This window comes from Actinoplanes sp. NPDC049668, from assembly GCF_044465445.1.
GTDB lineage: Bacteria > Actinomycetota > Actinomycetes > Mycobacteriales > Micromonosporaceae > Actinoplanes.
Map to the genome: position 1 here is coordinate 983,869 of NZ_JBITLR010000001.1, position 23,030 is coordinate 1,006,898.

The following is a 23,030-nucleotide window of genomic DNA, read 5'->3' on the forward strand; positions in this document are numbered from 1 at the left end:
CCTCCTGGAGACACTCCAGGAATACCACCCAAAAGTAGCGAGACTCGCATTTCGCCAGTTTCCGCCTCGGCCGGCGACCTGATGTCCGGCTGGCGGCCTCGTCTCGGGCCGGCGGCCCCGTGGGCCGGCGGCCTTGTCTCGGGCCGGCGGCCTCGTCTCAGGCCGTGCGGTGGCAGACCGCCTCGACGTTGTTGCCGTCGGCGTCGAAGGCGAACGCGCCGTAGTAGTCCGCGTGATAGGCCGGGCGCAGGCCGGGCGCCCCGTTGTCGACGCCGCCGGAGCGCAGCGCGGCGGCGTGGAACGCGTCGACCGAGGCGCGGTCGGGAGCGGTGAAGGCGACGTGCACGCGGCGCGTCGGCTCCCGCAGCGCCAGCCAGAAGAAGGGGTGGCCGCTGTCGGCGGCGAACCCGATCAGCTTCGGCTCGTCGACCACGATCTTGACACCGAGCGGGCGCAGGGCGTTCTCATAGAAATGCTTGCTCTCGTCGAGGTGATGCACCCCGAGGACGACATGGTCGATCATGGACAGCCCCTCTCGCAGCCATGTCGACCGTATCTCCAGGGTGCGACATCCAATGATCTCGTGCGCCGAGCGGTGGTCAGTATGCGCCGAGCAGGGCGGCGGTGTGACTGACCTGAACGCTGTGCGTCACGCAGTCATCACCCTCGATCATATGCAGCAGGAAGCCGGTGGGTTCGGCGATGTAGCCGGGCGGCTCGTCCGAGCCGAAGAGCAGCCCGGCCTGCCGCCACAGGCTGGGCGCGACGGTGAGCACGCTGCCGGCGAAGCCCGCGGTGATGGACCGGTGCACGTGCCCGGCCATGACCCGCGCAACGTTGGGATGGCCGGCGACGACCTTGCGCAGGTCGTCCCCGTCGAGCAGCCGCATGCCGTCGAGGAAGCGGATGCCGACCGGCATCGGCGGATGGTGCATGCCGACCAGCGCCGGCACGTCCGGCCGCCGCCGCAGCACCTCGTCGAGCCAGCAGAGCTGTTCATCGCCGAGCCGCCCCGCCGGCGAGCCGGGGATCAACGAGTCCAGCGCCACGAGCGTGAACTCCGGATAGTCGACCGCGTAGTACGCCTCCCCGCCGACGGCGTCGAGCATCGCGCCCCGGTCGTCATGGTTGCCGGTGGTCAGGTGCAACGGCAGCGGAAAGCTCCCGATGATCTCGAGCAGCGCCGCGTACTCGTCGGGCCGGCCGTGATCGGTGAGATCGCCGGTGATGACGACGCAGTCGGGCAACGGATCGAGGGCCATGACCCGGGAGAGGGCGAGCTGTAGCCCGGCGGCGGGGCCCCCGCCCAGCGGCCCGGTGGTGATGTGCGAGTCGCTGAGCTGCGCGATGAACGACGTCATGCCGCCATGATCCAGCGCTGGGCGTGCGGCACAACCGAATGGTCGTAACCCCTACAGCGTCAATAACAGGACGTAGGCCTCCGACCAACGTGGACGTACAGGCTTCACTTCTTGATCTTTACGGTCGCCGACACGGCTCGGCCGTCGTAGTGACCGGCCCGCTTGGCCACGACGGTCAGCGTCAGCTTCTTACCGGACCAGGACTTCTTCAGCTTCAGCCGTCCGGTCGTCGCGACGAGCTTGCCGTTGACGCGCCACTCGTACCGGTAAGAGGTCGGCTTCGGCGACCAGGCGCCCGACGAGATCTTCACCGTCTTGCCGACCTTGACCGTCCCCACGATCTTCGGCTTGGCGGTCGCCTTCGGCGCCACGCCGTAGCCGACGGTGAGCGCGGCGGAGGTCGCCACGTTCTCCCGGTGGTTGGCGTGGCGGCCGGTCACGGTCACCGTGAGGCGCTTGCCGCGCAGCTCGGCGGGGATCGTGTACGACGAAGCGGTCGCCCGGGCGATCGGCACGCCGTTCGCGGCCCACTGGTACTGGTAGTACTCCACCGCCGGACTCCACACGCCGGGGTTCACGGTCACCTTGACCCCGACCGCGGCCTTGCCGGAGATCGACGGCTTGGCCGCCACCGTCAGCTGCGTCGGCTGCACCACCACCGCTTCGTCATTGGTGAAGGGCCGTTGTGGCGTCGAGTAGGACGTCGCCTCGAGGTCGTACCGGCCGGGCTCGACGCGGGTCAGGTCGATGTCGACCGTGTAGAAGTCCCGGTTCGCGGAGACCGAGCGCACCGCGATCGGGGTCACCTTCTCGCCACCCCGGGTGAGCCACAGGGTGTCCTGCCGGTGCAGGGCGGCGCCGAAGATCGTGAAGGTCGCCGTCGCCCCCGCCGTCAGGACGTATGGCGGACCACTCCCGATCACGAAGTTGGCGTTATTGCAGAGCCGGACGACGGTGACGCAGTCCGCCTCGGCCCGAAAGGGCCCGGCCCGCTCCGCGATGAACGCGACCAGGGCGCGGTGGCCGCCCTGGGACGGCTTAGGCAGACAGGTCCAGGCCGTGCCGTCCTGGTCGCACCGGACGATCCCGCCGTCACCGTTGATCACGTACGGCTCGGCGTTCTCCGTCGTCAACCGGAACTCGTCGTAGAGCCCGGTCGGCACGGAGACACAGTGTGCCCGGTCGTCCGCGCTCAGCGTCCCGGCGACCGGCCCGAAGCCGTACGCGGTGGTCTCCGTGATCACGCCGCAGTCCGCCGGCGCGGCGTAGTCGTAGCCGACCGCCCAGGTGTCCAGCCGGAAGTCGACCGGCTTCGCGGCGGCCACGATCACCTCGGTGGACCGCACCATGCAGGGCAGCGCCGAGCAGGTGTACAGCCCGCCGTCCTCGCCGAATTGCCGGATCGTGGGTGTGTCTCCGCCGCTCTGCGCGCCGATCCAGGAGTTGGCCGGAACCCGGTAGCACCGCACGTCGCCGGAGACGCCGATCGAGCCCGCGGTGGCCGGGCCGCCGAACGCCGTGGAGATCGGCGCCGAGCAGTTCTCGCTGATCGCGGTGACCTGGCTGATCCGGTACCGCCCGGAGCCGGTCGCCGAACGCACCACCACCATGTGCCGGGCACTGCCCAATCCGCAGCCGAGCTGCTGGTACGCCGCGGCGACCGTGTCCTGGCACACCAGCCTGCCGTCGAAGTCGTACACGGAGAGCCACGCCGTACCGTCGCCCTCGACCCGGTCCAGGGTGAGGACCTCGTCGCTGCCCGAGCCGCCGTCCGGAAGGTCGAAGCAGGTGACGAAGTCGGTGCCGGAGAGCGCGACGGTCGCGTGCCCGGGAGCGCCGGGCACCCCCGGCGACATGTCGGCACACTCGTTCGCCCCGGTCGTCCGCTGCACCGCGACCCGGTACTCACCGGTCGTCCGCGGGTCCTGGCTCACCACGATCAGCGAGGCCGACCCGGGGATGTCCAGCTCGCACCCGCGCGGGTCGGTGACGGGGCCGGAGGCGCACGGCCGCGCGTCCCCGTCCTGGATGAGCTGCACCATCGGCCTGTTCGGGTCCTCGGGTGCGAGCGTGACCTGGTAGCGGCCCGGGGCGTCGGGCAGGTTCAGGCAGCGGACCTCGCCCTGGCTGGCGAAGGTGCCTCGGTACGCGGTGCTGAAACCCTGTGCGGCCACAGCCTCACAGCCGGCGCCTTTCAGATCGACCACGGTCGCGCGGAAGGGCTCGGTGTGCGGCTCGGCCGCGCCGGGCTCCGCAACCAGGTAGTAGGTGCCGGCCCCCAGATTGCACCAGGCGACGGCACAGGCGAGGCTGTCGCCGCCGTAGACCGCGCTCGCGAGCGTCTTGTTGTCCGCGTCGGCCACCCGGGCCAGGTACGTCCCGTTCGCCGCGACGGTGAACCGCCGGCAGCTACCACCCTGAAGCTGGTCGGCCGGAGCCTCGCCGAAACCGGTCATCGCGGTCGCGACGCAGCTCGCCGGGTCCACCGGCATCCGCGCCGGCGCCGGCCCCGAGGCAGCGGCATCGGCCGTCCGCGCCAGGACGAAGCTCGGAACCGCGACCGCAAGCGCCATCCCGGCCGCGACCACAACCTTGGCTGTCCGGCCTCTGCTCCAACGCCTCACGGACGCTCTCCCCCGCTCATGATCCACATCGCGTGGCATCCTCGCAGCGGCGCCAACCAACACCAATCAACGTTCCACCCTATGGGAAACACCAGGTGGGAGGCGGCACCGGCAGCGTTCGGACGTCTGCTCTCCGTTGGTGGACAGGACGGGCTGACTGGAGTGCGTGGTTAGTGTCGCGGGCATGGACCTCGCTGCCGCAATCGAGAGCGTCGACTGGTCGTCGTTCGCGTCGCCGCCGTGGTACAGCCCGTTGGCGGTGCGTTCTGCGTTGACTGGAATCACCTTGGGTCGGGCGGAGTCCGATGTTGCCTGGGCTGCGGCGGCGTTGGAGGACGCCGTGGCGCATGGTCACTCCGGTTCGTTGTCGCCGGCGGCCGGGCCGGCCGTCGATGTTCTGCTCGCCGTTGCTCTCCGATGGCGGGCCGAGGCGCGTGCGCAGGCGTTATGCAGCTTGTCGACGTTCCTGAGCTATGAGGCGGCGCCGCCGTGGGCCACCTACGTGCACGACGGAGTCACGGTCGACGTCGAGACAGACATCCGTACCCGCATTCAGGCGGGACTGCCGTTGCTGCAGTCGTTGGCGGCAGAGCAGCAGCCGTGGCGATCGAACCGCAAGCTCGCTCGGCAGCTGATCGCCGAAGCAAGCTGACCACCCGGCGTGTATCGCATCAAGCGGAGTACGACACGTGACCAGTCGTGCCGGATCTGCGCCAAACGAAGACTGGCCAGCGTTTCCGCTGGCCAGAACCTTATTGGTGGAGCTGTGGGGATTTGAACCCCAGACCCCCTCGATGCGAACGAGGTGCGCTACCAGACTGCGCCACAGCCCCCCGGCCCCGTAGGACCGCAGCAAGGCTAACAGGTCTCCCCGCCGGCCCGCGAATCACCCTCCCAAAGATCATCAAGCCGGGTAGGAAGACCCACGTCCACCGGCCTCGTAAGCCCGCCCGCGCAGCCCCCCACCCCGCCGATAGGACACCGACCCGCCGTTGACCGCCGCCGGCAGATCCGACGGGTCCCGGTCCAGGCCCATGGCCGCCCGCCGCACCGCCTCCTTCTGCGCCGCCAGCCTGCGCTGCGCCTCCCGGCGTGCCGCCGCGCGCCGCGCCTGCTCCCGGCGCACCTCCGCCTGCCGCGCCGCGAGCCAGGCCGCCTCCCGCGCCTCGATCCGCCGGCGGTGCCGGTCGGCGATCGCCCGGTTGCGCAGGTGCACCAGGTAGACCCCGAGCAGCGTGCCGGTGACCGCGAAGCTGATCCAGAAGCCGGGGCCGACCGCCAGCACGCCGATCAGCTCGATCACGTTGAGCAGCAGCAGCGCGGCGAACACCCGCCGCCGCCGGACGACCGCGGGCGTCTGCCGGCGCCGTACGGGTGGACGGCGCGCCGCCCGCCGCGCCGGGACCAGCCGCAACCGCCGGGAGGGCGGCGGTGGGGCGGGGGCGGCGGAGACCGGTTCAGGATCACCCGTTAGGGTCCGCGACGTAACCGCGTACCGGCGTCCGGGGTTTACCGGTCGGCGTCCGGGCACGGTGCGGAGCCGACGGCGGCGCTGCAGCACCCGAGCCGTCGACGACGCCCGCTCCGCCGCCAGGCGCTCCGTAGCGTCGTACCGGCGCACGAGCGCGGGCGCGAGGGCGAGCAGCCCGGCCGCGGCGAGGACGGCGAGGAGCACCGAGGTCGGCACCCTCACCCCTCCCGTCAGCCTTGAAGGCGTCCGGGCGGCGACCCGGGCGCACAAAAGTCCCAATCTCCCCGAGGTTACGGGCGGGAGCTGCGGAAATCGCCGCGCCGCGCCGGGGCGGTACCGTCCTGATGATCATTTCGGCACATCGACGGCGGGCGTGTCGCGGGTGGGTGTTCGGCTAACCGGCCTTGGCGCGCAGCCTTCGCCAACGGGCCACCAGGCCGCCCTCGGCCGCGACTTCCTCGCTGGTCATGGCGAATCCCAGGTGGTCGCGCCAGGCGCCGTCGATGTGCATGTAGCGCGGGTGGTACGCCTCCTCGCGGAAGCCCAGCTTCTCCACGACCCGCCGGCTGGGGCCGTTCTCCGGCCGGATGTTGATCTCCACCCGGTGCAGCCCGCCGGCGCCGAAGGCGTGATCTACGGCCAGCGCCAGCGCCGTCGGGATCACCCCGCGCCCGGCCACCCTCGAGTCGACCCAGTAGCCCACGTACGCGGAGCTGAACGCCCGCCGCACGATGCTGCCGAGGTTGATGTGGCCGACCAGCCGCTCGCTGCCGTCGTCCTCGCGCAGGCAGACCACGAAGGGCATGCTCTCGCCGCGCCGGGCGGCGCGCTTCATGTCCCGGTAGACGTAGTTGTAGGCGCGGACCGAGTTCATTTCGGACCAGGGACCGGGCGGCGAGGACTCCCACGGGCTCAGCCAGGCCTCGTTGGCGATCCGCACCTCGGACCACGCCTGTGCGTCGCCGCGACGGTACGGCCTGAGCAGCACGGATCCGTCCGCCAGGACGGCGGGCCATCCGGGCATGGACCCCAGCATCATCGCCTCCGGTCGAGCAGCAACACGTCGACGGTCGACCCGGCAGCCGCCGAGGTGACCCGCTCGCCGAGCACCAGCAGACCGTTGGCTTCGGCAAGGCCGGACAGAGTGTACGGCCCACCAGCGAGCGGCTGCACCGTGTAGCCGCCGCCGCGCCGCTCCGCGACATGCGCGGGGCGGAACTCGCGCAGCCCGCCGGGCGAGGAGACGGTCTCCAGCAGGTGCGCCTTCACGCTGGGCCGGAAGACGGGCTCGGACCCGGCCAGCAGCTGGAGGACCGGCCGGGCCAGCACCTCGAAGCCGATCAGGGCGGCGCCGGGCTCGCCGGGCAGGCACACGACCGGAACCTCCTCGCCGCCCACCGTCCCGAAGCCGAGGGTCGCGCCCGGGCAGAGCGCGACGTCGGTGAACCCGACGGCGCCCCGGCCGTGGTCGCGGCGGGACAGGACGCGGCGCAGCATGTCGCCGGGGCCCGTACCCGTTCCGCCGGTGGTGATGATCAGGTCGGCCCGCAGCGTCTGGTCCTCGAGCAGCCCGCGCAGGCCTTCGGGGTCGTCGTCGCAGATCCCGATCCGGTACGCGAGCGCGCCGGCCTCGACGGCCGCGGCGGTGAGCGCGTGCGAGTTGGCGTCGACGACCTGACCGGGCTGGCTGGGCCGGCCGACGTCGACGAGCTCGTCGCCGGTCGCCACCACCACGACCCGCGGGCTGGGCCGCACGACGACGTGCCCGATGCCCGAGGCCGCGAAGACCGCGACCATCGCCGGGGTCACGTAGGAGCCGGCGGGCGCCAGCACCCGGCCGACGGGCAGCTCGTCGCCCGCGCGCCGCACGCCGGAGCCGCGCTTCGGCGCGTGCATGATCTCCACCGCGGCCATGCCCTGATCGGTCCAGTGCACCGGCACCACCACGTCGGCGCCGATCGGCAGCGGCGCGCCGGCCGCGACGGAGAAGCACGTGCCGGGCGTCAGCCGTACCGGCCGCCAGCTCGCCGCGCCGAGGTCGCCGACGACGTTGAGGCGGACCGGTCGCGGACCGCCCTCGAACGTCCCGAACGACGGGTGCGAGCCGATCCGCCCGGCGGCGGCGAGGTCCTCCCAGCGCGCCGCGTACCCGTCGATGGCCGACTGGTCGAAGGCCGGGTACGGGTGCGGCGCGAGCACGTCGTTGGCGAGCACGTTGCCGTGCGCCTGGGTGAGGTCGAGGTCGAGCGGAGGCAGCGCCCGCAACCTGCGCAACACACTGCCCAGGTATTCGGCGAGAGGCATCAGCTCGTTGGCGGCCGCCTCGGCATCGGCCGTAGCGGTCATCCCCGGGCACCGCCGGCGACGAATTCGCCGAGCCAGGCCCGGAACTCCTCGCCCAGGTCCTCCCGCTTCGCCGCCAGCTGAACGACGGCCTGCAGGTAGCCCAGCGGCATCCCGGTGTCGTAGCGGTGGCCGCGGTAGATGATCCCGTGCACCGGCGTGCCGTCCGCCAGCAGCGCGGCCATCGCGTCGGTCAGCTGGATCTCGCCGCCGCTGCCCGGCTTGGTGTCCTGGATCGCGTCGAAGATCTTCGCGGGCAGGATGTAGCGGCCGAGGACGGCCAGGTTGCTGGGCGCCTCCGCGGGTGACGGCTTCTCCACCAGCCCGGTCACCTCGACGATGTCGTCGCCGCCGATGTCGCTGGGCGCGACCGAGGCGATGCCGTACCGGGAGGTCTCCTCGGGCTTGACCTCCATGAAGGCCAGCACGATCCCGCCCGTCTGCGCCTGCAGGTCGAGCATCGCCGGCAGCAGCGGCTTGTCCTCCTCGACGAACTCGTCGCCGAGCAGCACGGCGAACGCGTTGTCGCCGACGTGCGAGGCGGCGACGCCGACGGCGTGGCCGAGCCCGAGCGGCTCGCCCTGGCGGCAGGTGTAGATGTCCGCGAGCTCACTGGTACGCCGGACGGCGGCCAGCCGCTCGAGGTCGCCCTTCTCCTCGAGCCGGGCCTCGACGTCGGGCCGCCGGTCGAAGTGGTCGACCATCGAGGTCTTGCCGCGGCCGGTCACGAGCAGGACGTCGGTGATGCCCGCCGCGGCGGCCTCCTCCACGATGTACTGCAGGACCGGGCGGTCCACAACGGGCAGCAACTCCTTGGGGACGGCCTTGGTCGCCGGCAGGAAGCGGGTGGCAAGCCCCGCCGCCGGAATGACGGCCTTCACCGCTCGACGGCCGCTCTCTTGGGCCTTCGTAGTCATCTGAGGGGTCACCGCACCTTCGCTGTATTCGTCCCCGGACATGCCGCGAGACTATCGGCCGCGACCCTGCCGCGGCGGTTGTGGCCCGCCGGACGCGCCTGGCGCCGCGACGTCTGTACCGGTGACATGGTCGAATTGCCCTTCCGGCACGGCGGTCGGGACCGCCGCGTCCGGCACGCTCGCCGCGGGCAGCGGCACGGTCTCGGCAAGGCGGTACGTGTCCCGTCCGGCGTTCTTCGCCGCGTAGAGGGCGTCGTCGGCCGCGTCGAGGACCTGCTGCGCGGTGGTCCCGTGCTCGGGATAGACGGCGATGCCGATCGAGACGCTGATCGCGACCCGGTCGACGGGCTGCCCCGAGATGTCCTGCCGGCGCGGGTCGATGGGCACCGGGATCTCGCGCACGGCGGCACCGAGCCGCTCGGCGACTATCACGCCACCGTACGCGTCGGTCTCCGGCAGCAGCACCACGAACTCCTCCCCGCCCTGCCGGAACGCGACGTCGACCTCGCGCAGCCCGATCCTGATCCGCCGGGCGAACTCGCCGAGCACGGTATCGCCGGCGGCATGCCCGTACGTGTCGTTGACGTCCTTGAAATGGTCCAGGTCCAGCACGAGCACGGTCAGCATCCGACCGAACCGGCTGGCCCGTTCCACCTCCCGGCGCAGCGATTCGCGCAGGTAGCGGTAGTTCCAGAGTCCGGTGAGCGGATCGGTCAGGGAGAGCCGCTGCGCCTCCTCGTGTACCCGCACGTTGTGCACGGCAACCCCCGCCTGCCCGGCGAAGGTCCGCAACGTGAGCAGGTCGGGGTCGTCGAACTCGTCGCCGCCCAGCCGGTCGTAGAGCGCCAGCACCCCGAGCGTGGCCGGCTTGCCGCCGACCAGCGCGTCGCCCGGCACGAGCGGGTCGCCGACGGTCGCGGGCGCGCAGATCGGTACGGCGACGTAGCTCCGGCAGGCCGGCTCGTCGAGCAGGCCCGCGCCGGGACCGCGGACGCCGCGCCGCGGCTCCCCGCTGGCCGCGACCGCGCCGAGGACGCCGGCGCCGGGCGTCAGGCGCAGCGTCGGCAGGTCGGCCTCGGGCACGTCCCAGCGCCCGGTCAGCCCCTCGGCGCAGCGCGCCACGAGCCGGCCGTCGACCGGGTCGAGCAGCAGCACGATCCCGGCCCGGGCCCCGGTCGCCGACAGCGCGGTCTGGAGGATGACCTGCAGTATCCGGTGCAGGTCGTGCGTGCTGGACAGGGTGTCGCCGAGGATGGCGAGATGCCCGCGCAGCTGGTCGCGGCTCGCGGTGAGCGCCTGCACGTACGACTGCAGCTCGCGGGTCATCCGGTTGAACGTGCCCGCGAGCCGGCCGAGCTCGTCGCCGCGGCCGACCGGCACCCGGGTGCCCAGCTCCCCGTCGGCCACCTTGCCGACCGCCCAGGCCAGCTCCTCCAGCGGCCGGGTGGTGGAGCGGGCCAGCCGCCGGGCGACCACGACCGCGACAACCGCGACGATCACCACCCCGAAGAGCAGGAACGCGTAGAACGAGTTCGGGTCGGAGTTCGCCACCGAGACCGCGAGCGGCAGCGGCTGGCCGGGCTCGGCCGGGAGCCCGCGCACGGACTGGTGCCCGCGGCCGGTCCCGGTCCCGTTCCCGGGCAGCGCCGCGGCGACCCGCCGGCTCTCCAGGTCCGGCTCGGAGCTCAGCGCCGGCCCGGCACCCGGCCCGTCCCCGGCGAGCAGCGTGACGGCGGCGCCGCTGGTCGCGGCCAGCCGGTTGACGAACTCCACGTCGAGCCGCTGGGCGGCGGAAACGGTGACGACGCCCTGGCGGGCCCGGGCGACGATCGCGGTGGCGACCCCGCCGGCCGCCGGCATGGCGCAGTCCCGCTGCCCGGCGGAGACGCCCGCGCCGATCCGGATCTCGGAGGCGAGCCCGCGGGCGACCAGTTGGTCGGCGGCCTGCCGCCGGCCGGTCTCGGGCAGCACGGCGACCGCATCGGCCGCGGCCTGCAACTGCCGACACACGGCACCGATGGCGGTGCGCACCGTCGTCGCGGCATGATCGAGTCGCTCGACCGTCCGATCCCGGCTCACGGTGGCGACGGTCATTCCGACAAAGAAGGACCCGAGCAGAACCGGACCGAGCACGACCGCCAGAAAAGCGGTAGTGAGTCGGCCACGCAGAGTCACACGTCCTCCTGGAAGTGGCCTTCTTTGGAGCGATGCTGACATAGTGTGCACCGTTTGCCGGTTTTCAAAAGGGGGTGTTGCATGCCGGATTTCGCCGGTGAAGCGGAAAAATCTCGAACCGCGAAGATTGCGCTGCGCGATCGACTCCTCGCAGCACGTAGATCACTCCCCCCGAAAACCCGCGCATCGGCCGCGGCGGCGATCCAAGCCGCCCTCCAAAATCTCGTACGCGCACAGCGGCACACGATCATCGCCGGATACGTCCCGGTGGGTCCCGAACCGGGCGGCCCCGACCTGCCGGAGGCCCTGGCGGGTCGGCTGATCCTGCCGGTACTGCTACCGGACAACGACCTCGACTGGGTCCGCTACGAGGGCCCCGACTCCCTGCGACCCGGCCCCCGCGGCCTGCGCGAGCCGATCGGCCCCCGCCTCGGCCCGGAGGCGGTCGCCCGGGCGACGCTGCTGGTCGTGCCGGCTTTGGCCGTCGACCGCACCGGCCTGCGCCTGGGACGCGGCGGCGGCTCCTACGACCGGGCACTGGCCCGCGCCGCCGACGCGTACTCCGTCGCCCTGCTGCACGACGGCGAATTCCTGCCGACGGTGCCGGCCGAACCGCACGACCGCCGGGTGCGCGCCGTCATCACACCGGCCGAGGGCCTCAACGAGACGCTCGACTGGACGAAATAAACTCCGATGACGGAGCATTGGCACTCCTAGACCACGAGTGCCAAGCGAGCGAGTATCACGGAGGACCAGTGCCCACGTACCAATACGCCTGCACCGAGTGCGGCAGCCCGCACGAGGCGGTGCAGTCCTTCTCCGAGCCGGCGCTGACCGACTGCCCGAGCTGCAGCGGCAAGCTCCGCAAGGTCTTCAACTCCGTTGGCATCGTCTTCAAGGGCTCGGGCTTCTACCGCAACGACTCCCGCAACGGAAACGCGAGCGCCGAGAAGGCGGGATCGTCCGCCTCGGGCGCCTCGTCCTCTTCGTCCTCGGAGAGCAAGTCGGACTCGTCGTCGACGCCGGCGTCCACGTCCAGCTCCTCGTCCTCCTCGACGCCGGCCTCCACGGCCGCGTCCTCCTCCGGCTCGTCCTCGTCGAGCTCCGGCTCGTCGAGCAGCGCGAAGGCCTCCTCATAGCAGGCACCGCGCCCGCTGTGTAGTTGTCCACATCCCGGGGCTGTCCACAGGACGGCCGCCGGGATGTGCCGTATCCGCCTACGGTTCTGCCCCGTGACGCACTCAGGGCCGATCAGGAGGCGACGATGCGCGGAGAACCACGGCTGGACCCGGTTCGCTGGCGCCGCCCGGGCCGGGCGGCGCTGCTGAAACCGGCGCTGGTCGCGGCCCTCCTGGCAACGGCGGCCGCGGTGATGTGGTCAGGACCACAAGGCTGCGCCCAGCTCCCAGCCGCCGCCTCGCCCCCGGCCGCCGCCACGCCCGCCCTCGCCGCCCGGACCGGCTGCCACGCGGACCCCCGGCCCGCGCCCCGGGAACCGGCGGACACCGAGGATTCCGACCCGCCCGCTCCGGGTGATCCGGCTCACCACGCGGTCAACCAGAGCGACGAACGCCAGCACGACCCCTGGCCTGACGACGACCAGCACGCAGCCGGCGCACCGACATCCCGGACCCGATCGACCGTGCCGACGGGAACGGTCGGCGTGCCGATCCGCCTCGCGGAACCCTCCGCCCTCCGACTACTCCGCCCGGGCGATCACGTCGACCTGTTCCGGCTGACCGCCGCCGGCCAGGCCTCACCGGCCGTGGCCACGGCCGCCCTGGTCCTCGACGTGACGGGAGCCGACGACCCGACGACGGGCGGTCTGCTGCTGGCCCTGACCCCGACCGAGGCGCAACGCACCATGACACCCACGGAACACGGCTACGCGGTCCTGATCCGCCCAGACGGCTGACCCACCACGCCAACCAAATACCGGGCGGGGACCAGACTCAGCGCATCCCAGCCGCGACCAGGCCAGACCGTGCACGAGTCGAATCCGCGCAGCCCTGACCGGCCGCGGACCGGACACAGCGCTGTCCAGGCCCGGCCTGGCCAGACCGTCCGCGAGTCGGACCCCGCGCAGCCCTGACCGCCCGCGGGCCGGAATCTCAGCGTGAGCCAGGCTCCGCGCGAATCGGATCTGAGCGGCGTCCGGGGCCGAGCGGGTCAGCCCCAGTGCGGGGGCCGGTCCTCCAGGAGGCGCTCGTCGTTCGAGTTGTCGCCGCTGGCGCCCCAGCCCCGCTCGGTGTCGTCGCGGGTCTGCTCGGGCAGGAGCGGCATCTCCTCGGACTCGAGATCCACGGTGCGCTCGGCGTCGGCATCACGTTCGGGCTCGTCCAGCATGTCCACGCAACAAGGGTAGGCCGCGTCGCGATGCGCTGTCGGCATCGGATGGCTGTAGCGTCGATGAACGTGAGCGCACCGAGCGGTTCCGACGACGACGCGTATTGGCAGCGCCCCGATGCCGAGCCGGAGCCCTTCGGGGCCGGCCGCCCCACTCCGGCGCCCGAGCACACGCCCACCTACCAGGGACCGCCGCGCACGCCGCCGCCGTCGCCGCACTGGCGTCCGCCGATGCTCCAGAAGCCCCCGCCGCCCCGGTCCATGCCGGGCCAGGACATTGACGCCCTCGACGAGGCCGAGGGCTCGGCGCGCACCGTCACCTACGGCATCGGCCTGGTGGCGGGCGCGATCGCCCTGATCCTGATGTGCCTGCTCTGCGCCCGCGTGATCTTCTGACCGGCACTGGCACACGGGGCTTCGTCACCCGGACCCGCGGCAAGCACAGAGCGGAACCCACCAACCGAACGACGACGCCCGCGACAGCAGGCGCAACCCATGAACCAGAGCCGCCTGGGCGCGACCAGAAAGTCCGCACCCACACGCGAACCGCCAGGCCACCGACGCGGAGCTAGTCACCCGCGAACCGAAGCCGGACCCACGCAAACCGAAGCCGCACGCACGCAAGCCACCACGCCGCGGACGCGGAGCCACTCGCCCGCGAACCGAAGCCGGACCCGCACAAGCCGAAAGCCGCACGCGAACCGCCAGGTCGCAGGCGCGGAACCCGGGATGCATTCGCTCGCGAATCGAAAGCCGGACCCCCGCAGATCGAAAGCCGCACGCGCGCGAACCGAAATTCACACGCGCTGGGCCCGCGGCCACCGCCACAGGAGCCGGCCGCGGACGCGGAGACAGGATCCGGCTCGCCCGAGGTCGCGGCCCGGTCCTGTCCGGTACTACCGTCCCGGCCGCCACCCCACATGGCGGCCGGGACGGCGGACCGTCAGGACGTCGTTCCCCAGACCGCCTGAGCGCCGGAGTCGCCGGTCCTGAACACGTAATAGCTGGAAATCGCCGCGAGCGCCACCACGATCACCGCGAGTCCGAGGTCGGCCGCGCGGGGTAGCGGACGGCCCTCCTTGCGGCTGGTCAGCACGACCATGACGAGAGTCACAATGCCAAGGCCGAGCGAGAAGTAGAACGTCAGCGTGCCGAAGCCCATGTGCTCGTCGATCGCCTCCAGCGGCGGGCCGCTCATGCCGTTCGCCACGAGGCGGTCGTACAGCTCCGAGCCGGACAGCTTGGCGACGAAGGCCGACACCGGCGCGGCGATCGCGAGCAGGACGGCGGCCCAGCCGAGCTTCGATCGCCAGCGCGGCAGAACCGCGTAGGCGATCGCGATGAGGGCCAGGAGCGGCACGAACACCACCGCCGCGTGGACCACGAGCGCATGTACCGGCATGCCGTTGATCTGGTCGAACACGGCTACCTCCTTGGTTCGTTCGGGAACGGGGGCCGTCATCCTAGAGATATCTGACGCCGCAAACATCCCCCTGTCTCCGCCTACGCGCAGTGGACCATCGCGGTTCACCGGCCGGGCCGATGTTGCCGAAACTCGTCCCCTCGCAGGCCACGGCCGTGCGTCCGGAGGTTGAGCGGGCCCGGTCGGCATGCTGTCATGGTGAGATGTCGACGGGTGAGCAGCTGCTGCGCGCTAACGGCCTGCGCGTGACGCGGCCGCGGGTGGCCGTGCTCGACGTGCTGACCCAGGGCGGCCATCTCGAGGTCGAGGAGATCACCCGCCAGGTCCGGGACCGGCTCGACTCGGTCTCCACCCAGGCCGTCTACGACGTGCTCGGCGCGCTCTCCCGGGCCGGCCTGGCGCGACGGATCGAGCCCGCCGGGAGCCCGGCACGCTTCGAGGCCCGGGTCGGCGACAACCACCATCACATCGTCTGCCGCAGCTGCGGCACGATCGAGGACGTCGACTGCGCCGTCGGCGAACGCCCCTGCCTGGACCCGGGCGTCGCACACGGCTTCGAGGTAGACGAGGCGGAAGTGACGTTCTGGGGCCTGTGCCCCTCCTGCCAGCGCGAACGCCGCGCCGACCGCGCAGCCTGAGACTCGCCCGAACCAACCCCATCCCGCAGCCGAACCTTCCCACGCTGGCACCAACGCGCAGCCCCTTCCCGCGCGAGCAGACGCCGACGCGCAGCCGAAACTGCCCACGCCCACGCGAAGCCCGCTCCCGCCGAGCCCCCAACCTGCGCAGGCTCTTCGCCCAAACGCGCAGCCCGAAACCTGCGCAAGCAGACGCCGACGCGCAGCCGAAACTGCCCACGCCAACCCAAGGCGAAGTCTGCTCACTTTGAGCCCACGCTCAGCCCCCGGAACTGCGCCTGCCGACCCCCAAACGCGCAGCCAGAAACCTGCGCCAGCAGATGCCGCGCGCAGCTCCGAAACCTACGCAAGCTGGCACCTATCGCGCAGCCTGAACCTGTTCAACTTTGCCGCTGGGCGTGGCACGCTGGACCGCATGGACAGCGCCCCGGACTTGGGACTCTTCGGCCCGGACTCGGTCACCTGGAAGGTGCACAAGGACCCCATCGTGCTGATGGGCGGCCTCCGCTCCCTCTACCTGCAGGCGCTACACCCACGCGCGGTGGCGGCCGTCGCCCAGAACTCGGACTACCGCGCCGATCCCTGGGGCCGTCTGAACAGGACCTCGGAGTACGTCAGCACCGTCCTTTACGGCAGCACGGCCGAGGTCGAGGCCGCCGCGAGCCGAGTCCGCCGGCTGCACTCCCGGATGTCGGCCACCGACCCGCGCACGGGCGAGAGATTCCGCGTCGACGAGCCCGACCTGCTGCGCTGGGTGCACGTGGCCGAGGTGGAGTCGTTCCTGACGACGGCACGCCGGGCGGGCCTGCGGCTGACCGACGAGGAGGTCGACGGCTACTACACCGAGCAGCTGCGAGCGGCGGAACTAGTCGGCCTCGACCCGTCGACCGTTCCCGGCACTGCGGCCGAGGTCGCGGCCTACTACGAACAGGTCCGGCCGGCGCTGGGCATCACCCGGGAGGCCGCGGAGACGGCGCTGTTCCTGACCGTGCCACCGGTGCCGAAGGTCTGGCGAAGCCGAGCCATCCGGCTGGGCCTCACACTCGGCCCGGCCCGCTGGGCCTACTTCGGCATCGCGGGCACGGCCATCGCCCTGCTGCCCGCCTGGGCCCGCAAGATGTACGGCGGCCTGGGCTGGCCGACAACGGACCTGTCGGCGGACCTCTCAGTCCGCGGCCTGCGCCTGCTCATGACCACGATCCTGGCCACCCTGCCAAAGCAGTACCGCACCACCCCGATGCGCCGCACCGCCCTGGAACGGGCCGGCGCCACAGCTGGATAACCCGCCACCGCTGGCCCAAGACCACAGCCAATCGATCCGCCACGCCGTCACCCACCTGGCCCAAGACCAAGGCCAAACGATCCGCCACGCCGTCACACACCCGGCCCAAGACCACAGCCGAGCGCTCCGCCACGCCGCCACCCATCGGGTCAGCGCCACGCCGACCGATCCGCCAGGCCGCGACCGATCGACCACGCGGATCAGCAGCTGTCAGGACCATGGCCCCGACAAGCGATTCGGCACACCGACCGGAACCGGTACAACCGGTCCCGGCCTACACCCCGGTCCATCAGGTCGGCCGTCCGGTTCGTGAGCGGTCGCTAGTCCGACGGGCGTTCGAGATGCTCGACCGCCGCCCATGGGTCCTTCGCCTGCGCCTGTTGCCCGGCCGGGCACGTCCGGCGGAAGTCGCACCAGCCGCAGAGCGTGCCGGGATTGGTCGGGAACTCCTCGTCGGGGTCTCCGCCGGCCGCCACCGCCTTCTCCGCGGCGATGATGTCCCGGGCGGTGTCCTCCGCCCGGGCCACCTGGCGTGCCAGCGACTCCTCGGTGTGCTCGTGCGCCGCGACCGTGCCTGTCGGCAGGTGGTGCAGCTCGACCCGGTGGCACGGGCGGCGGAACACGCGCTGGGCCGCGTAGGCGTAGAGCGCCAGCGCCTGTGACCCGCGGGCGTCGTCGGCGCCGAGGCCGGAGCGGCCGGTCTTGTAGTCGACGATGACCGCCTCGGGGCCCTGCTCGCCGGGTCGCGAGTCGATGCGGTCCGCCCGGCCGTTGAAGGCGAGCAGGGCGGTCTTGGTCGCCACCGTCCGCTCGACGCCCAGCGGCTCGTCCTGCGGGTCCAGGCCGGTCACGTAGGTCTCGAGCCAGCCGAGGGCCTTGCGGTAGGTCACCCGCTCCTGATCGACGTCGCGGTAGCCCTCGCGCACCCACGTCGCCTTCAGCAGGGTGGGCAGGGACTCCGGGACGCGGCGCTCGGTGGGCACCGAATACCAGTTCTTCAGGGCCGTGTGCACGCTCGCGCCGAGCGAGTTGTGCGCCCAGGGCGGACCCTTCTGCGGGGACGGCCGGTCCACGTAGGTGTAGCGGTAGCGGCGCGGGCAGTCCGTGTACGCGCCGAGCTTGCTCGGCGTGCAGACGAAGAGCCGCTCGGGCATGCCGGCGAAGCCCAACTGCTCGGGCACCGCGGCCGATCGGGGGGATGTCCTGGGCACGCGGTAATCCTGCCAGCACCCTCCGACAAGAATCAGGGCGCCTTGGTGTAAAGCTCCACGAACGCGGCCACGGAGTCGGCGATCAGCTGCACCGCGATGGCCGCCAGCAGCAGGCCCGCGATGCGGGTCAGCACCTCGATCCCGCCCGGGCGCAGCAGCCTGACGATGCCGCCGGAGAAGCGCAGCACGAGCCAGACCGTCAGCATGACCGCGAAGATGGCCAGGCCGATGACCGTGTAATCGCGCGCACCGTCGGCGCGCTGCACGAAGAGCATCGTCGCCACGATCGCGCCCGGCCCGGCCAGCAGCGGCGTGCCGAGCGGCACCAGGGCGACGTTGGTCGTGCCGCCCTGCTCCGAGGGCTCGTCGGTCTTGCCGGTGAGCAGCTGCAACGCCACCAGGACCAGCAGCAGGCCGCCCGCGCCCTGCAGCGCGGGCAGCTGGACGTGCAGGTAGTCGAGCAGCGTCTGGCCCGCCACCGCGAAGACCACGATGACGCCGAGGGCCAGCAGTACGGCCTGGGTGCCCGCGCGGATCCGCTGCTTGGCGGGCAGCGTTCCGGTCAGGGCCAGGAAGACCGGCACCATGCCGGGCGGGTCGACGATCACCAGCAGGGTCACGAAGGCCTCGCCGAACAGCTTCAGGTTCACGAGATCAACCTAGGTGGCCGCCCGCGGCCGGCGCGTCGACTGCGTCGATCGTCACCCCAGGACCGGGACGCCGGTCGCGGCGGCGGCGATCCTCGCGTACGCCTCGGGCCCCGTGCCGAATGCTCCCAGCTGGACCGTCTTGTGGCTGCCGTGGAAGTCGGAGGAGCCGGTGACGACCAGGCCCAGCTCGTCGGCGAGGGCGCGCACGTGTGCCCGCTGCTCGACGGTGTGGTCCTCGTGGTCGGCCTCGAGTCCGAACAGGCCCGCCGCCGCCAGCTCCACGATCAACTTGTCGGGGACGATGCGGCCCCGGACGGTCGCGTTCGGATGGGCGAAGACCGCGACCCCGCCGGCGGCCCGGATGGCCGCCACGGCCTCGAAAACATCAAGATCCGCTTTCGGTACGAAGTAACGTGCGCCCAGCCAGCGCGAGGCGAACGCCTCGTCGGTGGTGCGCACGAGCCCGGCCCGGATCAGCGCCTGCGCGATGTGTGGTCGCCCGACCGAGCCGCCGGCCGCGTAGCCGTACACCTCCGGCCAGGTGATGTCCACGCCGTCCGCGCGCAGCAGCTCGACGATCCGCTCCGCGCGCTGCTCCCGGTCGGTGCGCAGCCGGGCCAGGTCGGCGGCGAGGGCCGGCTCCTCCGGATCGAACAGGTACGCGAGCATGTGCAGCGGGATCGCCGGCTCCACCCCGTACCAGCGGCAGGAGAGCTCGGCGCCGCGCACCAGGGCCAGGCCGGGCGGCCGGGCCGCCGCGGCCGCCGCCCACCCGCCGGTGGTGTCGTGGTCGGTGATGGCCATCACGTCAAGGCCGGCCTCGACGCCCGCACGGACCAGTTCGGCCGGGGTCAGTGTGCCGTCACTGGCGGTCGAATGGCAGTGCAGGTCGATTCTGGTCACTCGAAGACGTTACCGGGTACGGGCGGCGACCGGAGTCGTGGACGTCAGGCGTCGTCGCCCGCGTCACCGTCCTTGCCCAGCCGGGCCTCGACGGCCTGCGGTTCGTACATCTCCTCGACGACCCGAAGGTAAAGCTCGTTCGGGTTCGGCAGGTACTTGACCTCGCGCAGCGCCTGGTCCTGGCCGGCCGACTCCAGCACGAACGTGCCGTAGCTCAGCATGCGTCCCAGCGCGGACTGTTCGTACTTCATGTCGGTGACCCGCAGCAGGGGCATCATGGCCACCTTGCGGGTGACAATGCCGTTGACGACCATCACCCGCTTGTTGGTCAGGATGAAGCGGTCGAAGTACCAGTCGCCGATCCGCCAGGCGACCCAGCCCATGACGCCCAGCCAGACCAGCACGGCGACGGTGACCATGCCGTCGACGTTCTGGCGGGTGAGGAAGCCCGCGAGGTAGCCGAGCAGCAGGGTGGCGCCGACGCCGATCAGCAGCGGGGTCGACAGGCTGACCCAGTGGCGCTTCCACTCGCCGCGGTAGCGCTCGGTCGGGAAGAGGTAGCGCGAGACCAGGGTGGTCGGCTCGTCCTCGAGCGGCAACACCCGGCGCGGTCCACCCGGGACACCCGCTCCTTCGCCGCCGAGGCCCTGAAGCTCCTCTTCGGTGAAGACGGGAGCCTCGTACTCACCCGGGTCGCGGTAGTCGTCGTCGCGCGGGTCGGTCCCGTAGCCGGCGTAGCCCGCGCTGGGCGAGTAACCGGCGTCAGGCGAATATCCGGCGTCCGGGGCGTAGCCGGCGTCGGGTGAGTAGCCAGGGCCGGGCGTGGCCGTGCCCTGGACATACTCGGGACCGTCGTCGCGAAACGCCGGATCGTCGTAGCCGAAATTCTCGTCGTCGTCCCGAGGGCGGCGCGCACCCTCATCATCAGGTTGCCGCGGCTCGCCAGGACCCATCAGGTGATGTTAAGCGACGAGGTTGGTGAAGAACGTTCCGAAACCGCGGGCAATGTCGCCGATCGTGCTGCCCAGCGACTCGAACACGGCAGCGGCCGAGTTGGGGTTGAACGCAATGAAGAAGATCAAGAATGCGATGCCAAGCCAGGTGAGGACCTTCTTGATCATGGCGGGCCTTCTCCTCCGTTGCGGGTGACGGTCATCGCCGCGGGAATACTCACGGTATCAGTTTCGTGGCTCAGTGTGAACAATGTGGCCGTAAAGCCGATACCGGTCCCCGCAGGTCAGGCCCCCCGATCAGACCCGGCCGTGCAGGTAGGGCGACGGCGCTCCGTACACGAGCTCGGACGGCACCCCATCGGACAGGTCGTGCAGAACGACATGCTCGGCGAGGAAGTAGCCCGCGCTTGCGGGCCACGCTACCGCATAGAGCCACATTCCTTTGGCTTCACTCACATAGGCACTTCGATCTTCCGGGGACTTGACACACCACAGTGGAGTGGGGTGCCCGCCGACCTTGATCTTGGCGTGTGGGCCGGAGTGTCCGCCCGGGCCGCCGATCGCCTCGGCGATGAGGTAGCCGGGGTCGATGCCGGCGATGCCGGCGAAGCGGGTGCCGAGCCCGACGCCCGGACGCTCCGCGATCAGCACCAGGTCCGCCGGGCCGCCACCGAACGGCTCCGGGCCACTGCACGACAGCGCGGTCGCCTTCACACCGTCGCGGTCGTCGCCGGCCCAGCCGACCCCGGTGACCATCCAGCTCGGCGGCAGCGGCCACGGGCACCAGAGCGGCATGTGGTCGACCGTGGGCGCCGACTGCCGCAGCACGCTCTCGATTATGTCGGGGCCGATGTGCTCGGCGACGTGAAACGGGGAGACCTCGCCACAGTTGTCGCAACGCCAATCGCTGTGCATCAGATCCGGCGGCCGGACCTGCGCAGCACAACGGGGGCAACTCACCGTGACACCCACCCTCTAACGGTGAGGGTCAGCACGGCGCCCGTCAAGCGAATCGACAGAACCCGGGCGCCGCGCGCGGCACACGGGTGACTTCTGCCCAGCCCAGGGCCGCCAGCGCCCGAGCCACCGACCTCGACCGCACCGAAGGAGCATCGATCAGCATCTCTTGACCGCGGCCCGGACGACAGCCGCCCGCGACGGTCAACGGCTCGGACATCACCTGCCCCGAGGCCGGGATCTCAACGAGCCTTTCAGCGTGCCCAGGGCGGCAGCTCCCGGCGGCGTCCAACGGCTCGGACATCACCCGACCCAAGGCCGGCCAATCAGTTCGAAGACCGGCCGCCCGTCGCCCTCCGGCACCTTGATCCAGTTCTCAACGAGCGTTCGACGCGGCCAGGGTGGCCGCTTCCGGCGGCCAACGGCTCGGACATCGCCCGCCCCGAGGCCGGGATCTCAACGAGCCTTTCAGCGTGCCCAGGGCGGCAACGCCCGGCGGCATCCAACGGCTCGGACATCGCCCGCCCCGAGGCCGGGATCTCAACGAGCCTTTCAGCGTGCCCAGGGCGGCAACGCCCGGCGGCATCCAACGGCTCGGACATCGCCCGCCCCGAGGCCGGGATCTCAACGAGCCTTTCAGCGTGCCCAGGGCGGCAACGCCCGGTGACGGTCAACGGCTCGGACATCACCTGTCCCGAGGCCGGTTCTCAACGAGCCTTTCCACGGCCAGGGCGGCAGCCCCCGGCGGAGATCAACGGCTCGGGTACCTCTGGCCCGAGATCAGGTTGAAGCTGCTCAATGATCATCGCTCGGCGGCGGGCCCGCGTGTGCGCGTATCCAGGCGTGCATGGCGATGCCGCTGGCCACGCCGGCGTTGATCGATCGCGTGGATCCGTACTGGGCGATCGAGAAGACCGCGCCGCACGCGGCGCGGGCGGCCGCAGAGAGGCCGGGACCCTCCTGGCCGAAGATCAGCACGCAGTCACGCGGCAGGGTGACCGTCTCCATCGGCCGCGACCCGGGTAGGTTGTCGATGCCGACGATCGGCAGGCCGGCGTCCGCCGCCCAGGCGGTGAATTCCTCGATCGTCGAGTGATACCGCACGTGCTGATACCGGTCGGTGACCATGGCGCCGCGCCGGTTCCAGCGCCGGAGCCCGATGATGTGCACCTCGGCGGCCAGGAACGCGTTGGCGTTGCGGACCACGGCACCGATGTTGAAGTCGTGCTGCCAGTTCTCGATGGCGACGTGAAAGCCGTGCCGGCGCCGATCGAGATCGGCGACCACGGCCTCGTGCCGCCAGTAGCGGTAACGATCGACGACGTTGCGCCGATCGCCCTGGGCCAGCAACTCCGGGTCGTAGTGCTCGTCCTCGGGCCAATCGCCGGGCCAGGGACCGACTCCGACCTCGGACTCGTCCATCGCGGCTGGATTTTCGACGACCATGGTCCAGGAGGCTAACCAGGGGCCTTGCGGCCGCACCTGGGGGGAGACGCAATGAGCGGCGGGGCCCTCCCCGGCGCCCGCCGCCCACGCTCTGTTGCAGGAGAGTCTGCCTTACCCTGCGTATCTATGTGAAGGGTTTTCAGGAGTGACTCAAGTCACATTTAACTTTGTTACCTATTACCTTCGGTGGTGACCTGTTCGTTATCTGGCGGAACATCGTGCCAACGAGACCGCCCACCGAGGCCACACCCGTCGCAAATTGGACACCACTCGCCGTGCCGCATCTGAGAGCGCTCTCCCTACTTTGAGTTACGATGGGTCGCCCAAGGT

Annotated in this window: 24 protein-coding genes and 1 tRNA gene; 7 read left to right on the forward strand and 18 right to left on the reverse strand. The window is 71.3% G+C overall.

The features are described from left to right. Positions 1-157: 157 nt before the first annotated feature. The 3 genes from ACIBSW_RS04530 to ACIBSW_RS04540 all read right to left on the reverse strand — a co-directional run bounded on the left by ACIBSW_RS04530 (position 158) and on the right by ACIBSW_RS04540 (position 3,934). Positions 158-523 carry a VOC family protein gene (locus ACIBSW_RS04530; RefSeq protein WP_354717554.1) on the reverse strand — a complete coding sequence of 122 codons (366 nt, stop codon included), beginning with the start codon at positions 521-523 and terminating at the stop codon, positions 158-160. A gap of 76 nt (positions 524-599) precedes the next feature. After that, a complete protein-coding gene (locus ACIBSW_RS04535) occupies positions 600-1,361 on the reverse strand; it encodes a phosphodiesterase (RefSeq protein ID WP_354717555.1) in 762 nt (253 codons plus the stop codon). Positions 1,362-1,465: 104 nt separating this feature from the next. Then, positions 1,466-3,934, reverse strand: coding sequence for a hypothetical protein (locus tag ACIBSW_RS04540; RefSeq protein WP_354717557.1), 2,469 nt, complete (start codon positions 3,932-3,934; stop codon positions 1,466-1,468). 235 nt (positions 3,935-4,169) lie between these two features. Here ACIBSW_RS04540 and ACIBSW_RS04545 point away from each other — a divergent pair, with 235 nt between their 5' ends. Further along, entirely contained in the window at positions 4,170-4,637 is a 468-nt protein-coding gene (locus ACIBSW_RS04545; protein ID WP_354717559.1) for a hypothetical protein, read from the forward strand. A gap of 104 nt (positions 4,638-4,741) precedes the next feature. On the opposite strand, the gene ACIBSW_RS04550 is transcribed toward ACIBSW_RS04545, so the two are convergent. The 6 genes from ACIBSW_RS04550 to ACIBSW_RS04575 all read right to left on the reverse strand — a co-directional run bounded on the left by ACIBSW_RS04550 (position 4,742) and on the right by ACIBSW_RS04575 (position 10,891). Continuing rightward, a tRNA-Ala gene (locus ACIBSW_RS04550) sits at positions 4,742-4,818 on the reverse strand. 71 nt (positions 4,819-4,889) lie between these two features. Further along, entirely contained in the window at positions 4,890-5,672 is a 783-nt protein-coding gene (locus ACIBSW_RS04555) for a hypothetical protein (RefSeq protein WP_354717606.1), read from the reverse strand. A gap of 178 nt (positions 5,673-5,850) precedes the next feature. Next, complete coding sequence (locus ACIBSW_RS04560) at positions 5,851-6,495, reverse strand: GNAT family N-acetyltransferase (protein WP_404799214.1); 645 nt, start codon at positions 6,493-6,495, stop codon at positions 5,851-5,853. Further along, entirely contained in the window at positions 6,492-7,802 is a 1,311-nt protein-coding gene (gene glp, locus ACIBSW_RS04565) for a gephyrin-like molybdotransferase Glp (protein WP_354717563.1), read from the reverse strand. Before glp ends, ACIBSW_RS04560 begins: the two co-directional genes overlap by 4 nt. Further along, positions 7,799-8,716 carry a UTP--glucose-1-phosphate uridylyltransferase gene (locus tag ACIBSW_RS04570; RefSeq protein WP_354717565.1) on the reverse strand — a complete coding sequence of 306 codons (918 nt, stop codon included), beginning with the start codon at positions 8,714-8,716 and terminating at the stop codon, positions 7,799-7,801. The genes glp and ACIBSW_RS04570 overlap by 4 nt, the downstream gene beginning before the upstream one ends. 51 nt (positions 8,717-8,767) lie before the next feature. After that, positions 8,768-10,891 carry a diguanylate cyclase gene (locus ACIBSW_RS04575; protein WP_354717567.1) on the reverse strand — a complete coding sequence of 708 codons (2,124 nt, stop codon included), beginning with the start codon at positions 10,889-10,891 and terminating at the stop codon, positions 8,768-8,770. Positions 10,892-10,972: 81 nt separating this feature from the next. Here ACIBSW_RS04575 and ACIBSW_RS04580 point away from each other — a divergent pair, with 81 nt between their 5' ends. The 3 genes from ACIBSW_RS04580 (at position 10,973) to ACIBSW_RS04590 (ending at position 12,806) form a co-directional block, all read left to right on the forward strand. Continuing rightward, positions 10,973-11,578, forward strand: a complete 606-nt coding sequence (locus tag ACIBSW_RS04580) for a 5-formyltetrahydrofolate cyclo-ligase (protein ID WP_354717568.1) — start codon at positions 10,973-10,975, stop codon at positions 11,576-11,578. Between the two features lie 68 nt (positions 11,579-11,646). Continuing rightward, the gene (locus ACIBSW_RS04585; protein WP_354717570.1) at positions 11,647-12,030 is read left to right on the forward strand and encodes an FmdB family zinc ribbon protein; all 384 of its coding nucleotides are present in this window, start codon (positions 11,647-11,649) and stop codon (positions 12,028-12,030) included. A gap of 125 nt (positions 12,031-12,155) precedes the next feature. Then, positions 12,156-12,806: a hypothetical protein gene (locus tag ACIBSW_RS04590; RefSeq protein ID WP_354717572.1), complete on the forward strand. Its 651-nt coding sequence runs from the start codon at positions 12,156-12,158 to the stop codon at positions 12,804-12,806. A 254-nt stretch (positions 12,807-13,060) separates the two neighbouring features. Here the strand turns inward: ACIBSW_RS04590 and ACIBSW_RS04595 are convergent, their stop codons facing one another. Continuing rightward, on the reverse strand, positions 13,061-13,243 hold the full coding sequence (locus tag ACIBSW_RS04595; RefSeq protein WP_354717612.1) for a hypothetical protein: 183 nt from the start codon (positions 13,241-13,243) through the stop codon (positions 13,061-13,063). Positions 13,244-13,300: 57 nt separating this feature from the next. Here ACIBSW_RS04595 and ACIBSW_RS04600 point away from each other — a divergent pair, with 57 nt between their 5' ends. After that, positions 13,301-13,633 carry a translation initiation factor 2 gene (locus tag ACIBSW_RS04600; RefSeq protein WP_354717574.1) on the forward strand — a complete coding sequence of 111 codons (333 nt, stop codon included), beginning with the start codon at positions 13,301-13,303 and terminating at the stop codon, positions 13,631-13,633. A 547-nt stretch (positions 13,634-14,180) separates the two neighbouring features. Here the strand turns inward: ACIBSW_RS04600 and ACIBSW_RS04605 are convergent. Then, the gene (locus ACIBSW_RS04605) at positions 14,181-14,660 is read right to left on the reverse strand and encodes a DUF2231 domain-containing protein (protein ID WP_354717576.1); all 480 of its coding nucleotides are present in this window, start codon (positions 14,658-14,660) and stop codon (positions 14,181-14,183) included. A 203-nt stretch (positions 14,661-14,863) separates the two neighbouring features. On the opposite strand from ACIBSW_RS04605, the gene ACIBSW_RS04610 reads away from it, so the two are divergent. Together ACIBSW_RS04610 and ACIBSW_RS04615 are read left to right on the forward strand one after the other, a co-directional pair. Beyond that, entirely contained in the window at positions 14,864-15,298 is a 435-nt protein-coding gene (locus ACIBSW_RS04610) for a Fur family transcriptional regulator (protein WP_184988871.1), read from the forward strand. Positions 15,299-15,713: 415 nt separating this feature from the next. After that, complete coding sequence (locus ACIBSW_RS04615) at positions 15,714-16,580, forward strand: oxygenase MpaB family protein (RefSeq protein ID WP_354717578.1); 867 nt, start codon at positions 15,714-15,716, stop codon at positions 16,578-16,580. Between the two features lie 320 nt (positions 16,581-16,900). On the opposite strand, the gene ACIBSW_RS04620 is transcribed toward ACIBSW_RS04615, so the two are convergent. From ACIBSW_RS04620 to ACIBSW_RS04650, 7 genes are all read right to left on the reverse strand, one after another. After that, positions 16,901-17,734, reverse strand: coding sequence for a PD-(D/E)XK nuclease family protein (locus ACIBSW_RS04620; RefSeq protein ID WP_354717608.1), 834 nt, complete (start codon positions 17,732-17,734; stop codon positions 16,901-16,903). 89 nt (positions 17,735-17,823) lie between these two features. After that, positions 17,824-18,441, reverse strand: coding sequence for a MarC family protein (locus ACIBSW_RS04625; RefSeq protein ID WP_354717580.1), 618 nt, complete (start codon positions 18,439-18,441; stop codon positions 17,824-17,826). Positions 18,442-18,492: 51 nt separating this feature from the next. Continuing rightward, positions 18,493-19,344: a PHP domain-containing protein gene (locus ACIBSW_RS04630; RefSeq protein ID WP_354717582.1), complete on the reverse strand. Its 852-nt coding sequence runs from the start codon at positions 19,342-19,344 to the stop codon at positions 18,493-18,495. A 44-nt stretch (positions 19,345-19,388) separates the two neighbouring features. Beyond that, positions 19,389-20,297 carry a PH domain-containing protein gene (locus ACIBSW_RS04635; RefSeq protein ID WP_354717584.1) on the reverse strand — a complete coding sequence of 303 codons (909 nt, stop codon included), beginning with the start codon at positions 20,295-20,297 and terminating at the stop codon, positions 19,389-19,391. A 9-nt stretch (positions 20,298-20,306) separates the two neighbouring features. Next, a complete protein-coding gene (locus ACIBSW_RS04640; protein WP_023562582.1) occupies positions 20,307-20,465 on the reverse strand; it encodes a hypothetical protein in 159 nt (52 codons plus the stop codon). A 129-nt stretch (positions 20,466-20,594) separates the two neighbouring features. Further along, positions 20,595-21,269: a DUF6758 family protein gene (locus tag ACIBSW_RS04645; RefSeq protein ID WP_354717586.1), complete on the reverse strand. Its 675-nt coding sequence runs from the start codon at positions 21,267-21,269 to the stop codon at positions 20,595-20,597. A 780-nt stretch (positions 21,270-22,049) separates the two neighbouring features. Beyond that, the gene (locus tag ACIBSW_RS04650; protein WP_404799215.1) at positions 22,050-22,700 is read right to left on the reverse strand and encodes a TrmH family RNA methyltransferase; all 651 of its coding nucleotides are present in this window, start codon (positions 22,698-22,700) and stop codon (positions 22,050-22,052) included. Positions 22,701-23,030 lie beyond the last annotated feature (330 nt).